Origin of the sequence: Peribacillus simplex (genome assembly GCF_001542915.1) — a bacterium.
In the GTDB taxonomy this organism is placed as follows: Bacteria; Bacillota; Bacilli; order Bacillales; family DSM-1321; genus Peribacillus; species Peribacillus simplex_B.
Genome location: NZ_LNNH01000010.1, coordinates 261,455 through 278,074 on the forward strand (window position 1 = coordinate 261,455; position 16,620 = coordinate 278,074).

Here is a 16,620-nt window from a genome sequence, read left to right on the forward strand (position 1 = left end):
ACCCAGACTTTAAGTTTGGGTCTTTTCCATCTGGAGTCCGGGTCTCGATCATTCACATTTCAGGAAATGCCCATTCCAACTCCGGTTTTACCGTTACACAGTCAATATGGACATTTGTCTTGATTTCCCCTCCAAATGTATGGTTTGAACCGAAAGCGACATGAATCGTATTGTAGGCTTTTTCATCTTCTAAAATATTGCCGGTTACTCTTGCAGCATGGTTCGTACCGATTCCGAGCTCACAAAGCCATCTTCCCTCTCCATTCCCAAGTAAGGTGAGCAATGTCTTCCCATCATCACCTGTCGCTTCGACAAGTCTGCCTTTTTGAATCGTTAACACGATCGGCTTTTCCAAAAGCCCAATGCCTGCAATTGAACCATTAATTTCAATTTTCCCTTCTGCTTCTCCTTCTACCGGTGCGATATAAGCTTCACCCGATGGTAAATTACCCGAAGCCGATTTCTCTCTGAAAACGCCAGTACTTGGAACTCCTTTCCTCCCATGCAGCGGTATCGCCAACAAGTTTTTTCCGGTTTTGATGATTAGTTTTTCAGCTTGTGATAACCTTTTCGTCATTGCCAATGTTTCTTTTTCCACTCTTTGATAATCTGCATTCATTGCGCCCTGCAAAAATATATCTTCCGTAATTCCCGGTATGGTAATCACACCTATGCCGTGCAGGTTCGCGTTTTTCCGTGCCAGTGTATGTGTTATAGAATGTTTTGTTAAACAAAAGACCCTATCATGTTTCAGCATTTCATCAGCCGCTGGCTTCGGTGGCTCTTCCCCCGATTTCTTTCGATCTTCCATTTCATGAAAGGAAGCACTCCAACCGTTTGCTGATAAAGCATCACTGAACTTTTTGGCTAATAAAGAGGTACTATGATCCGCCAATACTAAAATGGATTCAGATTTAGCAGCATGAAAATTATTCGCCATGATATTGGCAACGATTGTGTGAAACTCACTCATCTATATCCGCTCCTCTTTTTTCCTGCCGCAAAAGCAGACTGACTCTCTTCTACTAGCCTACATATTCTGCCACAATGCGAGCAATTAAGGTCCGCGGCAGAAGAATAGGTAAGCCGCTGCCTTCGATGGCCGCTTTTTTATGCGTTTCATCATATCCCATACAATCAAGGACAATGAGTTCTGCTCCTTGATTTTTCAGCTTTTTCGCAGCCCCGCTTATATCACTGTTTTCATAAGGCGATGCAACTTCAACGCAATACTCCACTCCCTTGAGTTTCCACTTTTGAATTAACGTATTTCTTTGTTCTTCCAGCGGAACGACCAATCCAAGTTTTCCTGTCCTCAGGAGGGATTGAACGATATTACTTACTATTTTATCCGGATAAATCATGGGCCTATTGCTTCTAATGGTTGGAAAATCCCCCGTACAGAGCATGATGACGACAGAAACTCGTTCTTCCAATTCATTTAATTCCGCTTGCAATAACGGCAATAATTTTGATTTCCCCATTTTAATGGATTGCCCGTTTCTTAACTTAGAAATATAGGTAACTTCACCTTTATCAGGTGTAATCGAATAAAGATCTTCCTCCCTGATTCGGTCGAGTCCTCCAACTTCTACAATTTCGACTGTTTTCCCTAACACATGTTGAATCGAAGGTGTAATATCAACCCTTGGTGACTGGCCAATCGTCAAGACACCAATCGATTTCTTTGTCATTTTGCTGCACTTCCCAATGTTTGAAGCTTCTTCATCGATCCGTATAAATTCAGAAGCTGCTGAAATTCCGCTTCATCATAAAACTGAATTTCGCCCCTTGTAAACTCTTTTGCAACCTCGATGCAAAAACGTACGGCTTGCGCCACATCCACCTCATGGCTTGCACCTGTTCCGCATCCTGGGACCGCTGTCTTTGCGGTTATCGCAAGTCCTACAACTGGAGCATCCGTGGTTACCGCTGGCTGTAAAATACTGTTGATATGAAAGACATCGTTTCCATACGGTGTAATATCTTGAGTCGTTACAGCAAACGTGACCGGTAATTCTCCAGTTGTCATTTCCATGATCCGGATTAGCTCATCACTGAACTTCAATACATATCCTTCTTTTACTGTTGGTGAAAGGGCAATGCCACGATGATTGATTACTTTGTTCCCTTTTGTCGTATCAATTGATAAAACAGCTTCCATCTCTGGCAGAACTTCATACTGGTTCATCGTGAAAATATCAACAGGCGAGCCCATGAAATCCACAGGTTCATGGGGCATTGTTGGGGCATTCGGACAAATATGAGTCGTGATATAGACATCCCCAAGCAGTCGATCACCTTTTTCAGCCATTTGGCTAAGCTTTAAAGCAACTGTAATGGCTGCGGCTGCTCCGTCCCCATCGGATACGAATCCGATACGGGACGGCCTGGCCCCAAGGCCCCCCAGCCGCCCAACAATTCCTAAAGAAGGAGCATGTCCCCCTGCTGATTTTCCTTCAAGACCTTTTACAACGATTTGGATGAAATCCGTTGATCCACTCTCACCCGTCACTGTTTGATATGATGCTTTAATATGTGAAAATTCCATAAAAAGGTCAACGACCATCTTCCCGTTTGCTTTAGGATCATCCAATAGCTCCATAACTTCCATCGTATATTTCAAAGACATTAGTAATCTCTCCTTTAAATGATATTTTTTTGAATAATAGGTTCGACCGTTTTTAATAGCTTTTCATTAAACATCGTCGAACTTAATTTCAAGTTTTCCTTCGGTACGGAAAGAACGGCGATGCTCTGTCCCTCTTGAATTTCGGCACTTACAAGCGGAAGTCCGGTTTTTGCATCAAACGTCATAATCAAGTCAGGGAAGGTTCCTTTACGAGCTCCATTCATTTCAGCTGTCATATATTCATTCCAAAAAGTCAGCTCCAAATCGTTAATCCTCACCATACCTACATCAAATCCGCCTGTTTGATTCATGTGAAAAGTACTTACTTTTCCAGAATGGATGACACGGCCTTTTAAAAATGATGCAACTGCTTCAATTCTCTCTGGCCCAGCAGGTACGGATAGGAATGCATCGCCGAGCGCTATCGCTTGTGTAATTCCGCCAACTGCAGCATGATTTTTCACATAGCCCATCGTTACTGGATTTCTGCAAACTGCAACCATCCCGCCTGCCTCAACAGACATGAACCGAACAGCCTTGGAAGATTTATCGAGGGCACTGGAAACAAACCCTTCCACTTTCTTATCTGCTTTTCCTCCTGAATAGGATTGCAGTGATTGATATCCCTCGACTTCCGATAAATTCAATGAACCCATCGAACCTGTTGGATGTGCTCTTCCGTTGCAAGGTGCATCAAGAACCGGTAAACCGGTTCCGGCAGCTTGCAGCCAGCCATTTATCGTCGTTGATGCTCCATTTTCATTCGTCATGATGGCTTTGATTGGATGTGGAAATTCTTTTTGCATTCGTTGAACCGTTTCCACTAGTTGTTTTGAATCAACATATTGCTCTTTTGCTGAAGGTGCACCCACTAAAGAAACACAAACAACATAATCCTCGTCTTGCAGTTCTTCAACCGTAATAAGTGTAGGGAAACCGATTTCAAAAGCGGATTCTGTTTTTTGGAGTCCATCTGAAATCCAGCCTCCGCCTCCTCCCCCTAAAATACAACCTCCATATACTGCTTTTATTGCATCATCTTTTGTCAATTCTCTTTTCACCATTGTTTTTCACCTCATCATCGAACTTTCCAAATGGATGTAAAGAAACTATACAAGGCATCTCCGGCTATAAATCCTGCCGCTGTTGTAAACATTGCATTTTCAGCTTCCGGACCACGAACCTTTAAGATGATGACCCTGATTGAAATTCCGATTATGACTGCCCAGCCTGCAATTGGATTCATAATCAACAATCCTGTTGCAAGCATGATCCCCATTTGTCTTTTTGGCCCTCCGATTAACTGAATGATCGCACCGGGTATGGCCCATAAGAATAACAACATGCCGACGTTTCCGGTGACACCCTTTTCAATTGTCGCTGCATAAACCCGATCAACAGGAGGAACCAAGTCCTGGGAGAAAAATGAATCAGCAAAAATCACTACCATCACGATTGCCACTCCAAATCCGATCATTGCACTTTTAAACTGTTGTCTGCGCCCGAAGAGCTCCTCTGCAGTCGTAACCCCTTTGCGAATCAGTACACCCGTTTTCAAGTCATACCCCAAATCAGCAAATGCAGGTCCCGTTGCCGCAGTAAAGCCTGTCAATAAGGCTAAAGCAACTGGAGGAAAGCCCATCAGCATACCGATGATAAGACAGATTAATGTAACAGCAAATGCTGGAAACCATCCTGAATGCATGGCTGCAATCCCGACAATAACTTCATGGATTAAGGCTGCTGCTGCAGCGTATAATACGAATAACGCTATCTGCCAAACAGGCATTTCGCTAATGATCCCGCCCATGATTGCAAGAAGGGTCGCCCCCGCAATATAAAGAAGGAAACCAATTCCAAAACCCCTTTTCACATCCACTTGTGTTCGCGTATATTCGTGATCTGTATCCTGCGCCACTTTCTTCTTGGAAGAAACAAAAACAGAGATGAATTGGAACAATGCCACAATTCCTCCGCCAATCATCATTCCGTGCGGGATGTAATACGCATTTAAACCCACACCAAACAATGCACCAGAGTAACCTGTCAATAATAGCCCGATTCCAAACATGGAGAGAGCCCATATGTTACCGATGAAAGCGACACCAAAAGCTGACATTGGAATGGTAAAATATGAACCTACAAGGCCGCCTAAAATACCCAATCCGAGGAACTTCGCTTTCTGTCCGCCTTCATCACCTGCCTTAAGAGCTTCAGCGGTAGCAATACCCGGAGGCCAAGCCTCATTCGAACCAAATAAATTCGAGTCAAATACTTTATAAAGAATGAAACCATCCACAAATAAAGCGATCCCGGCACCTATCAACATCGGAATGATGAGGTCAGGCATTCCTAAAACATAGGGCAGCCCGATTGGGATTAATAAACTGTTAGCCGCACCAAACGTTGCAGCCGAAATCGTTGTTTGAACTAAGTTTTGATTATCCAGCAGCTTATATTTATAAAACATTTGCATCGGGATCCGTGCGACCAACATCGCAATCAATGCACCAATGATTGATGTATTGGGAGTAATTCCGAGCGTCGTAATGAGCTGCATGCCTACAATTGCACCAAAAACGGCAATGACTATCGAAAAAACGATGAACGGTAGGTCAAAGGTTTTTTGATTCATGATTACCCTCCTTGTCCAAGTAATTGGTACGCAATCGCTTGTGCCTCCACTAAATCCACTACAGGTACGGACAAACTATGCCGAAAATGATCCTTTAAACCAATGGTAGAGAAGCCAGTACAAGCAAATAAAATAACGTCCGCACCTGAATCAATTAACATTTGGGCCCGATACAGCAATTTATCCTTCGCACCTTCTGCCAATAAATCTGTCGTTTTCCTTAAATCATTGGAACATGCATAGGAATGATAGTAATTATCCAATTCTTGTATAATTCGGATTGGAGTTTCTTCCGTTATACCGAGCACACCTACTTTATTCCCAGCCATGGAAGCGATTTTTGCACCACATGTACCAGCCCCTAAAACAGGAATGTTCAAAGCGACTTTACACCCTTCAATCGCTGGGTCGGCTGCACAGCTAATGGTGATCGCATCAACGTTTGAATGTTCCTCCATCCATTTTGCCAGCCGGATGATTTTTGGCTTCGCCTCGTACTCGGATTCATCATCAAAGATTCCATTCGGTTGATCCGGGATACAGTATGTCATGGAATTCACCCCAGCAAATTCATGCATTTTCTTCCCGTGTTCCTGAAGGACATATTCATCTTCCGTTGTTAAAACCCGTATAATTCCTAACATATTAGCCATCCCCCTTTCTACCTATTATAAAAATTAATACGATTAATCTGTATGCATAAAGTGAGAAAACTTTTTGTTCTGATTTTTCCCACTATTATCACATTTATCATCAATAGACCGAAAAATACCGAAGGCAACGAGGGTTGTGCGACTGTTTTTCGCAGTTACATGATCGCGCAAGGATCTTTTTATTACACAAAAAGACGGTAGACACCCCATTATTTTTGAGTTTGTCTACCGTCTTCATGATTTATATGAGCTCTTTCATTTTCAAACAAAAGCGTAAAATAAACAGGTTTTCTGGATCATCAAGCTCCATATTGATCAGCTCTTTTATTTTTTGCAGTCGATATGTCATTGTTCTTCGATGTATGAATAGCTTTTCAGCCGTACGAGATACATTTCCGTTCGTTTCCAGGAATACGATTAAGGTCTCCAATAGGATTCCATCGTTGTTTGCTAATGGCCTCAGTACCTCTTCCGCATACTTAACTGCTAACGAATCACTGCTCAGTTTGATGAGAATTTCGTATATTCCGAGCTTGTCATACGCATAAACCTTTTCATCAGGTCGATATTTCAGACCTATTTCCATTATCTTTATTACCGATTTAATCCTATCATCAAAAGAATGCAAGTCTTGAAAAGGCCGACTTATGGAAATATGCATATCACTTATTGAAGAATCTGACAGTTTCGATCGCAAAAATTCATTAAACTGAAATAGGGCATGCTGGTCGTTTATTGAATTTTGGACAAGTACAAAAAAATGCCCGGTTTTTTCAAATACGATATTTCGTTCGAACGGAAGGTCGTACGTTATCTCTTTTATTTTTTTTCGAATCAATACATTACCATCCATTACGTTCGAAGGATGAAAAGATGAGGACCCAAGGTTTGCTCTCGTGAAAAATAAGAGCGTATAAGACTTGGGGTCATTCGAAAAATTTTGATAATCGACGAGGAATTCTATTTCTTCCAGATCCTTAATACGCTCCTTTTGCAATTCTAACTGCTCACTCATTACAATTTCAGAACATTTCCGGATTACCCCTTCTATGTTTTGTGGTTGGATTTGTCTAAATTCAGGTTGATTTTTATAGGGTAGATGAAGTAAAGCGAATATATTATTCTTCGAAATAAGCGGAATGATCAATCGATTCCTTTGATTTGAAAATTGCACTCGTTTAAAAGGACAATGTTTTAATTCTTTCGACCATTCTTTTGACAGCTCTTTATACTTTGGATGTGTAGGTTTGGATAATAACAACTTGGAGTTTCTCCATCCATCTGGGGAAATATTTTTTGTGCAGTAAAGAAGCCCCCCTTCACAATTTTCTATATAGACTTGTGAATTCAGAATGTCTGATAAACTTTCCAGGGCTTCTGATACTGTGGCATACTCCTCTTTTATAAACGGATGGAAGGGATTGAGTAGATCTTGGGTGACTTTTTTCTTTTCTTCATAAAGCTTTTCATATAAAGGAGTTAAAATATTTATGTATGAAACATTAATAGGGATTGATATTATCGGAAAAGAATGGGCATCCGCTAATTCGATCATTTCTTTTGGAAGTTGTTCAACAAACCGACCTACTTTAACGACGATACCTGACGCGTTTTTTTCTATTAATCCCTTTACTATTTCAGATTGTTTTTGATGATCATCTTTAACCGAATAAAAAGTCGTCATCATCAGAACTCCTTCCGTGACCCAGCTGCCCACTTCCGGGACCTCCATAACCTCAATCGAAACGATTTCCCGTGTCATCCCCTTTTTTCCGGCAATGACTGTTCCAATCGATAGTTCCCCAATATTCAAAGCATCCGCGATTTTCATGGTACTCCCCCTTTTAAAATCTTAAAACTGATTTCATTATCGAAAAATCTTCTTTATAAGTTAACTGGATGTTGTTCTCCATCATTATGAGGTGCATGAAAACGCCAGCTTCACCCTTTAATCATTTGTGATCGGAGCGCAGGCTTCCCTGTAGCGTTATCTTAAACTTAGCTTAGTTAGTGACCTCAATGTCAGGCTAAGACTGCATAAAAAACAAGAACTATGCCCCTAACTCAAGGCATAGTTCTTCGAAGAAACATCTCATTCTACACTTATTCCTTATTCCCGATCGAAAAGAGAAGCGCCCGCTATACCCGGCTTCGTCATTTCATAAGGGTTTAGGATCAAATCCAATTCTGCTTCGGTCAACACATCATACTGCAGGCAAAGCTCGCGAACGGATTTTCCTTTCAAGATCGCTTCACGCGCGATACGTGAAACGACTTCATATCCTAGATGCGGATTGACGGCCGTGATCACGCCAACGCTTTTTTCGACATATTCTTTCAAGCGTTCCTCATTTGCTTCAATACCTGCCAAGCAATAATCGGTGAATACGTTGAAGGCATTGTTCATGATGCTGATCGATTGCAATAAATTGAATACGAGTACAGGCTCCATTACGTTCAATTCCAATTGACCTGCTTCAGAGGCGAGGCAAATCGTATTATCGTTCCCAATTACTTGGAAAGCTACTTGGTTGATCAATTCAGGCATGACCGGATTCACTTTTCCAGGCATGATCGATGAACCTGGTTGACGTGCAGGAAGCGTGATTTCCCCTAATCCAGCTCTTGGTCCTGAAGCCATCAAACGTAAGTCGTTCGCGATTTTTGACATATTCATCATACATACTTTCAAGGCAGCCGATACTTCGGTATAAGCATCCGTGTTTTGTGTGCCATCCACTAAGTGTTCTGCACCAACAAGCGGCATTTCACTGATTTCAGCTAAATATTTCACGACGTTTTCGATATAACGCGGATCGGCATTCAAACCGGTTCCGACCGCTGTCGCTCCCATGTTCACTTCATATAGATGCTGGCGTGATTGGCTGATTCTTTTTATATCCCGCTCCAGCACACGGCTATATGCCTCGAATTCTTGGCCGAGACGAATAGGCACGGCATCCTGAAGGTGAGTACGGCCCATTTTGATGACGTGATCGAATTGTTTCGCTTTCGCTTTAAAGACGGACCCCATCTTCGTCATCGTTTCCAGTAAACGCTCTAATAATCGCAGTGTCGAAATATGAATGGCCGTCGGGAAGACGTCATTGGTCGACTGTGACATGTTGACGTGGCTGTTCGGACTGACTTTGCTATAGTCGCCTTTATCGTGCCCCATCAGTTCTATGGCCCGATTGGCAACGATTTCATTAATGTTCATATTCATCGATGTGCCGGCGCCGCCCTGAATTGGATCGACGATGAAATACTCATGCCAATTCCCTTCAATCACTTCATCAGAAGCCTTCACGATACTATTCCCTATACCCTCATACAAACGCTTTGTGTCCATGTTGGCTAACGCCGCCGCTTTCTTTATCATCGCCAATGCACGAATCATCTCTTCATTGACTTTGTATCCGGTAATCGGAAAATTTTCTACAGCGCGTAAAGTCTGAATTCCATAGTACACATTTGCCGGAATTGCCTTTTCACCAAGAAAGTCTTTCTCAATACGGATTGCTTTCTCATCTATCATTCCTTGATCCCCCATGTTTTTAAAAAGTAATTTTTTCAATTTGTGCATCACATCAGTTTTGGAACGGTTGGCTCCATCGTCATCTAACCTGGGACGAGCCTTATTTTCTTTCGCTCCCGCTCCCCTACCATCCTGTAGTTTGGACAACAGATATGCAACACTCCCCTAACTCCATACATTTCTCAAAAATGTTTTCCAAGGAATACTATAACACCCCATCATTCTCTTTCAAATCGATCTTTTTCATTGATCAGAAAGCAAGGAATCTTGGCTCCGTTATTGGGGTGAACCTTAACCAATCCAGTCCCACGGAAGGTACGTAACGCAACTTCCTCATTCTTAGAGAAATGGACAATCTAATTATACTAGATTTTATAATTTTATATAGGAATAATATTTAAGTGGTTTTTTTCTCCCATTATCCTTGGATGATACACTCATCTTTTCGCGAAAACGGCATCGGGAAATACGGATAAATGGAGTATTTTTTCATTCCACCCACTGAATTGGCTGATTTCCATTAGAATATCTTCCTACAACTTCATTGTTTTGTCCAGTATAATAAAACGCTTCCAAGCAAGAAATCCGCCTTCCTTGTTTGAACAGGCTGAAATATGACAGGTTTGACGATCGATCGCCATCATTAAAAGATATCGGTTATTGACGTCCTTCCTGGATACATTAAACTATACATAGAATCTATTTTGCCTGGAATGGGTGGTCATTTGGAATATTTAGCAGAAAACCTCATATATGGAATCGAATGCAGCATGAGTAAATTCACCAAGACGGAAGAAGAATTAGCCAACTATATTCTGCAGCGCCCTGAGGAAGTGAGTCAGTTAACCATTAGTCAAATCGCCAAAAAACTGCATATTTCGCCGGCAACGATCACTCGTTTCTGCCAGAAATTAGCTTTTTCCGGTTTCAATGAGTTTAAGCATGAGTTAAAACGCTTCGTCGACCTTCGCAATTCGCCGATACATATGAAGGATCTCAAGCAGGTCGATTATTTCGCGAAATTATATCAAGATCACATGAGCATCATCGATGATACCTTTCATATCACTTCTTATGAGGATATCGAAAAAGCGGTCTCTTTCCTTACGAATGCAAAAAGGATACATGTCTACGGAATTGGCAGCTCAGGTATAGCCGCTCATGAGTTCAAATCGAAGTTTTTCAGGATCGGCCTGTCTGTAGAAGCGATAACGGACCCCCATCAGTCGATGATGGATGCCGCTTTAAGCAACCAGGAAAGTGTTGTCATCGGCATTTCCATTAGCGGTGCGACAAAAGAGGTCATCCGCGCGATGAAAATCGCCAAGAAGCAAGGCGCCCTGATCTTGGTTTTCACAGGCAATAAGAATTCCGAGCTCTCACGGTTAAGTGACCTATCGTTATTGGTCACAAGCAAAAACAGCATGCATATGGGGCAGAACATCTCTCCCTTGCTGCCGCTCCTATTGCTTTTCGATTTACTTTATACCGAGTTGGTTTCAAAGGATTATAAAAACAGGATCGGCATCAGGGAAAAAACCTTGCAGGCATTAACGGACACCCACTGAATCTTACTTCCCTCCAAATAACGAAGACCACCCTTCCCAAACAGGGACGGTGGCCTTCGTTTCATTCGTTTAGCTATGCAGTCCCCCCTTAAGCCATGGGCGATTGCGGTACGCTCCGATCGGGATTTGGATCAGGGATGTTTTCCCTTGAGATCCGCCCATCTTATAAAGCTCATCACACATATTGACGTCGAACCCCAGCAGCGGATGCCCATTCATTCCGAGGGCAGATGCCGCCAACAATATTCGTTGCACGAGCATCCCCGCCTCCATTTGCTGGATCCGGTATCCCCTGTATCCAAGCTGAGACTTGAAGTACGTCCGATCACCCGCCACATGGATGCAGATCGGGACTTGCTGAAAATTCAAGACATCGAGGGACATTCCGCACTGCAATCGAGCCCGATGATCTCCTGGCCTTATCAGCCTCAATGAATGTGTCGTCCTTTCATACAGGTAGGCACCATCCTCCATATCTTCTACATTATATAAGCTTGCATAGATGGTTACGCGATGCTCATTGTCTTCATCCAGGTCATTTTGATAGGTGAACGCGGCTGTTGCCTCTTGAAGGAGAAGGGCGAGCCGCTCTTGACTTACCTTTTCTAAAATGAAGTCCATTTCCGGGGAAAAGCGCTTTTTGCAAACCGATGCCAAATCATAGGACATTCTCTTCACGATAGGCAGGGCGATTACATGTCCCTCGCATTCCCCTTGTTCCCTGGCTTCAACAGGCCGAATCATTTGACTGGATTCGATCATCGATGCTCCATTCATATTCGTTAACAACGGGAAATCCCTGACCACAAGCGATCGAACATAGTGTTCCGGCCGGATAAGGGGCAATTCCAGACACAAATCGGTCGCAGTGGCATCCTCCCCTGTATCCTCATCCTTCTCCAGTTTTATTGGTTCCTTCGATAAGGCAATCATCGCATAGGCGCTTTCTTCCTCCTCCGATAGTCCAAGAAGATGATTGATGGCACGATCCAGGAATTGAAAGCACACCCTCGTCTTCATGCCGAACCGTTTTGCCACTTCCAGCAGTTGTCCGATAAGCACGCCAGCATCAAGACCTTGCAGCCGATATGAGAAATTATTATATTTATAAAAATTTTTCCAGAACATCGTCGATACAAATACGGCGCCAAAACAAGCGGATGCATTGAAGCGGTCACCTAGGGCCTTGATTAAATATGAATCAAAATTCCCTTCCCGCAACAGCACCAATCGATGGTGGGCTGCATCATAATGGTACACGCCGTCCGGGAATTCCTCCGTCTTCAAGTATACGTACAGCTCACTTGGATACAGCGCTCCCCCTGATGGGGGGAAGCGCCGGAATGACTGCATCAGGTCATCGGGATCCGAGGCTCTCTGCGCTTGGCTGATTTGGGTAAGACCATAGGCATACCAAAGAAAATGGCCGATTACGCTTCCGTCAGGCTTCGAAAACCTGGCGGATCCATCCAGTGCAAGCGGAACCTCCAGCGACAATGGGAACTGTGGCAAGTCACGGTAAAGCTTGAACGTAAGCGGTGCATCATCCCAATCCACTTCCCAATCAGGCGGACTTGCCTTTTCAATGTCAAAATGCAAATTATGAAGAAATGTCTCTAAACTCATCCCCCTACCTCCTTAATCCACCTTTATGGAAACGGATGCGGATGCGGGTTGAGCTGTTCGAATGCAAGCGGCCGTTTTACATATCCAAGTTCCATTGGTACCCTGAGTACCCGCTCAAGTCCTGTCACCCGTGTAAGATGATGGCCGAATGTCATCGGCAGCATTCCCGGAATCAGCACTTTGACGCAATGTAATCCATTACGCTCGATTTCAGGCGTCGTCTGATCCACCACGATCACCTCGAGCTTCAAGCGGCGAAACTCCTCAAGAATAGTTTGCAGTTCATCAGTCAAGTCCTGATGTTTCTCGATTTCCCCGAATTCTTCAGCAAACGTCCGCAAGGGGCGTTCCGGTTTCAATAAAAAATCCAGTCGTGCCTCCGATTGCGGCAAACCGTACAGGATGCCATGATCATCCATTTTCCGTACAAGGGAGGAGTCCTGGAACATTTTCTCGATTTCCTCCTTGTCTTCCTCCAACTTCTCGTCAAGGGTCAGCATCATGCCCGCCAACTCGAAAACCGCGCTTTTCACCGCCCGGACCGGGTCAAGATGGGCCCCGGCCGCACATATGAGATTCAATCCTTTTTCTTTCCTGTTTTTCGCCAGTGCCCATACACTCGGAATACCGTGTTCCATCGTCGAATTGAACAGCTGGATATCATATCCGGCGGCTGCCTTTGCCCTGTCTATCATCAATTCCAGCTCTTTATCATTGGCCGAATAGGGGTCGATCCGGTTAAGAGGAAGCTGTGCATACCATGTCATCAGAAACGAATCACGTTCCGCCACTTCCATGATTCCGTAGAAAATGGCCTCCTCCAAACTGCCGCCAAGAGCGCACCCATTGGAGGTTTCATAGACAAACCCGTTTCCACAGCCCAAGCTGTAATAGGAGAGCAGCTCAGGAACCAAAATCGGCCGCTCCTGCATGAACGAATATCCCCATACCCAATCTATCGAGCGGTCAGGATCGAACGGTTGAAACGGAAAATCTGGCTGTGCATAATTCTTCTCTGCGTGAACGCCTATCTTGATTGGATCAAGCGCTTGATCTTTCAGGTTGTTGTAGCTGTCATGCACCACGGTCCTCTTGCCGCGCGGCTCCATTCCGCAATACCTCTCAAGTCCCTCCAATATGGCCGTCATCTCGCTTGCTGCATAGGAAAGCGTCCGCCCAGCCGTCCCCTCATCGCCTATGAACAAAGGCAAATTAACACTGACATCGGCAAATGGCGGAATGAGGTCTATCATTTTACTATTGAGGAAACCCGTGCGAGTGTCCAAATAATCCCTGGCCAAAACTTTACCCAGGTCCTCCATTGAACGGGTACGGTAACTGCCGGGGCTGATTTTCGGGCTTGGCTGCAAGGATATCCTTGCCCGATTCATCGAGTCATCGGGCAATTGACTGCAAACCGGACACAATGGATCAGGTAAAAATGAATGCCACGACCCATTAAGTGTTTTCAGATGGATGAATGCCACCCGCCCCTCAGAACGGGGCTGATCGCCGCCCATCGCCTTCCTTACTTCCTCCCCAATCAAATGAGACATCTGCAACAGACCTGAGCGCGACGCTGCGGCATCCCGCCCGATCCCGCCATTTTCCAGGAGCTGCTTTTTGATGCCCCACATTTCCTTTCGGTCACGCCCGGCCATGAGCTGCCTCAGGTCGGCACATTGGGAGCAGCCGGGTATGCCCGCTCGCACCAGCGGGCCGACCACACCTTCTCCAAATGATACGAACCCTCTCAGCCAAGGAATGTTTTGTGACCTTGCCAGCTCTTCCGCCTTCAAATGGACGGCGGGATCCCAGGCATCCTGCAGCACCAGGAGCAAAGCGGTGTCCTTAGGAATTCCTGCCGTGAAATCGGATAGGCGATGGACCTGATATGTGCCGGATAAGTCCCGATGAATCTGGTCGGCCAATACGCCTTCCCCGACAACCGATACGTCAGCTTTCACCCTGATTCCCCCTCTCGCAAAAACACCCCGAACACCCCTGCCAGTTCTTCTTGCAAAACAATTTCCGTTTCCACTTCGAAAACGAAGAGCCGCTTTCCTCCCTCTTCCACTACCTGCATCGCGGAGCGTACCAATTCGGAAGTCGCTGGCCCTTCACATGCAGGAATCAAAAGGTCTTCTGCTGCTCGTTCTGCCGGATGCTCGGATGATGCAGCGAAATCTGAAGCGGTAAGGCAAATGGTTTGATTTTGGACCTTCATGATGGCCTTTTTCAACGCCTCACGCAATCCGAGCGTGACATTCAAACCGACAGCTCCCGACCAGCCATCGCTCGTTCCTACCCAAACTGTTGGAAAACCGGATACATCACTGCCAAGGCCGATGATCGGTTCACCTTGCAGACGGGTCAGTGCTTGTAAATAATACGTGCAGCGCTCGTCATCCACCTCAGTCAACTGCACCGGAACAAGAGCCTCCTCGTTGAACTTCCGGTTCCCGAACTCCTCATCCAAACAGCTTTGCAATCCCCTGCATACACCTTCAGCAAATGTTTCCCCTGCTCCGACTCCGATCGGTCCCTTCATATCACCCAAACCAGACAGGGGAGGAAGGGCCGCAACATGCTGGCTGAGCATTCGTGATACGTAGGCCTCGATTCCTGAAAGCCCGGTCTCCCGCCTCGCTTCCTCATGTGTCAGTTCACAACGGATGATATCAGGCAAAAGCAGTGCCGGACCGACGGACAGCGGGTCGGCAACCTGAACGCGGCATTGGGCCAGCGGAAGCTGTTTGAGGTCTCCCTCTTCCCAGCTATGGAAAATCCCCGATTGCTTGGATGTCAATCTGCCAAAAAGCATGAACATTTGACCTGGCTTCTCCCGGCCAGACGCTTGCCCGAGGAGCTTCTCGAAATCCTTTACCCATTTAGCGCCCCCGTGTCCCGTCACTCCAGGATGGGGCAGGAACGGATGCCAGCTCCCCTCCAAAGTTTCCATATCCAACAGATAGAATTGATGATCTTGCTCTGCTGCCGTGACACCTGTGGCTTCTTTAAACCACTCGAAAACCATGACATTTGCAAGCATCGCCCCTGCCGTCGAGGAATACGAAGCGGATGCTTGATCCCCGTCCAGCACCGTTTGATGTAAACGGCGCCAAGCTGCCTCCCAGCAGCCCTTGGATTGTGGGCTGACAAGCGGACCTGCCATGCCCACCTGATGGAGGACCACAGCCGGAAATAGTACCTTTCCCGCCTGCCTGCAAACTGAATGGATTTCCCTCAATTCCTCTATATCGCCCTCTTGTGATACATATAATATCGAATCGAATGGCTGGATGACCTCCTGCCAGCCTTTGCTTGCATCCTTACCTCGTACAACCTCCTCTATCGCCACTTCTTCATCCATGCTGCGCGCATGGGCTACGATTTCCTTTAATCGCTCCCGATTAGTTTGTACCGTGTCCGTGATGAGCACGTGGAATTTGGGCAGACCGGATTCCAACAGCGAGGACACCAAGGAAAGGAACAGCGGTCCAGAGCCGATCGCCAGCGCCTTTCCCTTTCGATAAGCTTCAAAACGGCTAGCGCCAGAGTCACCGAAACTTTCGAGGAACTCGATTTGGGAGGCATGGTTTTTTAGAACCTGATCGCTCAATTGATGGGGACTGTCCTGACTTACATCCCGAACAAATCCATTCCTGTACAACACCTCGGCAATTTCCATAACGCGGCTCCTGTATGGTCCAGGCAATCCATCCGTCAGCTCACGTAGCGAATGGTTCCCGTTGAACATCGGTAACAGCTTTTCGATCCACTGGACGATCGTGCTTCCTTCCATAGTGAACGAACTTATATTATTCCTGAAATATACACCTTTGTTTGGTTCAGGGAAGAAAAACGTGTCCCTTTTCACTTTCAATCGCATAGAAGGGGTCAACTTGACCATTTTGCACCTCCTGACCCGAAGCTTTTCTAAGTTCTGCTTCTGATCACTTCACTTT

Annotated in this window: 12 protein-coding genes; 1 reads left to right on the top strand and 11 read right to left on the bottom strand. The window is 45.3% G+C overall.

The annotated features are described in order from the left end of the window. Nucleotides 1–52: 52 nt before the first annotated feature. The 8 genes from AS888_RS03830 to aspA form a co-directional block, all read right to left on the bottom strand. Nucleotides 53–973, bottom strand: a complete 921-nt coding sequence (locus AS888_RS03830; protein ID WP_061140852.1) for an aminopeptidase — start codon at nt 971–973, stop codon at nt 53–55. 52 nt (nt 974–1,025) lie between these two features. After that, nucleotides 1,026–1,694, bottom strand: a complete 669-nt coding sequence (locus tag AS888_RS03835; protein ID WP_061140853.1) for an AroM family protein — start codon at nt 1,692–1,694, stop codon at nt 1,026–1,028. After that, nucleotides 1,691–2,632 (bottom strand): DUF1177 domain-containing protein, encoded by a 942-nt coding sequence (locus AS888_RS03840; RefSeq protein ID WP_061140854.1) that lies wholly within the window; start codon nt 2,630–2,632, stop codon nt 1,691–1,693. The genes AS888_RS03835 and AS888_RS03840 overlap by 4 nt, the downstream gene beginning before the upstream one ends. A 14-nt stretch (nt 2,633–2,646) precedes the next feature. Then, entirely contained in the window at nt 2,647–3,696 is a 1,050-nt protein-coding gene (locus tag AS888_RS03845) for a DUF917 domain-containing protein (RefSeq protein WP_061140855.1), read from the bottom strand. A 14-nt stretch (nt 3,697–3,710) separates the two neighbouring features. Further along, nucleotides 3,711–5,267: an OPT/YSL family transporter gene (locus tag AS888_RS03850; protein WP_061140856.1), complete on the bottom strand. Its 1,557-nt coding sequence runs from the start codon at nt 5,265–5,267 to the stop codon at nt 3,711–3,713. 2 nt (nt 5,268–5,269) lie between these two features. Further along, nucleotides 5,270–5,911 (bottom strand): aspartate/glutamate racemase family protein, encoded by a 642-nt coding sequence (locus AS888_RS03855; RefSeq protein WP_061140857.1) that lies wholly within the window; start codon nt 5,909–5,911, stop codon nt 5,270–5,272. Nucleotides 5,912–6,161: 250 nt separating this feature from the next. After that, entirely contained in the window at nt 6,162–7,751 is a 1,590-nt protein-coding gene (locus AS888_RS03860) for a PucR family transcriptional regulator (RefSeq protein WP_061140858.1), read from the bottom strand. 279 nt (nt 7,752–8,030) lie between these two features. Then, a complete protein-coding gene (gene aspA / locus AS888_RS03865; protein WP_061141061.1) occupies nt 8,031–9,458 on the bottom strand; it encodes an aspartate ammonia-lyase in 1,428 nt (475 codons plus the stop codon). Nucleotides 9,459–10,183: 725 nt separating this feature from the next. Between aspA and AS888_RS03870 the strand changes: the two genes are divergently transcribed. Further along, nucleotides 10,184–11,026: a MurR/RpiR family transcriptional regulator gene (locus tag AS888_RS03870; RefSeq protein WP_061140859.1), complete on the top strand. Its 843-nt coding sequence runs from the start codon at nt 10,184–10,186 to the stop codon at nt 11,024–11,026. A 69-nt stretch (nt 11,027–11,095) separates the two neighbouring features. On the opposite strand, the gene AS888_RS03875 is transcribed toward AS888_RS03870, so the two are convergent. The 3 genes from AS888_RS03875 to AS888_RS03885 are packed head-to-tail and all read right to left on the bottom strand — an operon-like array spanning nt 11,096 to nt 16,565. Continuing rightward, the gene (locus AS888_RS03875) at nt 11,096–12,652 is read right to left on the bottom strand and encodes a SagB family peptide dehydrogenase (protein ID WP_061140860.1); all 1,557 of its coding nucleotides are present in this window, start codon (nt 12,650–12,652) and stop codon (nt 11,096–11,098) included. Between the two features lie 23 nt (nt 12,653–12,675). Beyond that, nucleotides 12,676–14,619 (bottom strand): TOMM precursor leader peptide-binding protein, encoded by a 1,944-nt coding sequence (locus AS888_RS03880; RefSeq protein ID WP_061140861.1) that lies wholly within the window; start codon nt 14,617–14,619, stop codon nt 12,676–12,678. Next, the gene (locus AS888_RS03885; protein WP_061140862.1) at nt 14,616–16,565 is read right to left on the bottom strand and encodes a putative thiazole-containing bacteriocin maturation protein; all 1,950 of its coding nucleotides are present in this window, start codon (nt 16,563–16,565) and stop codon (nt 14,616–14,618) included. The genes AS888_RS03880 and AS888_RS03885 overlap by 4 nt, the downstream gene beginning before the upstream one ends. Nucleotides 16,566–16,620 lie beyond the last annotated feature (55 nt).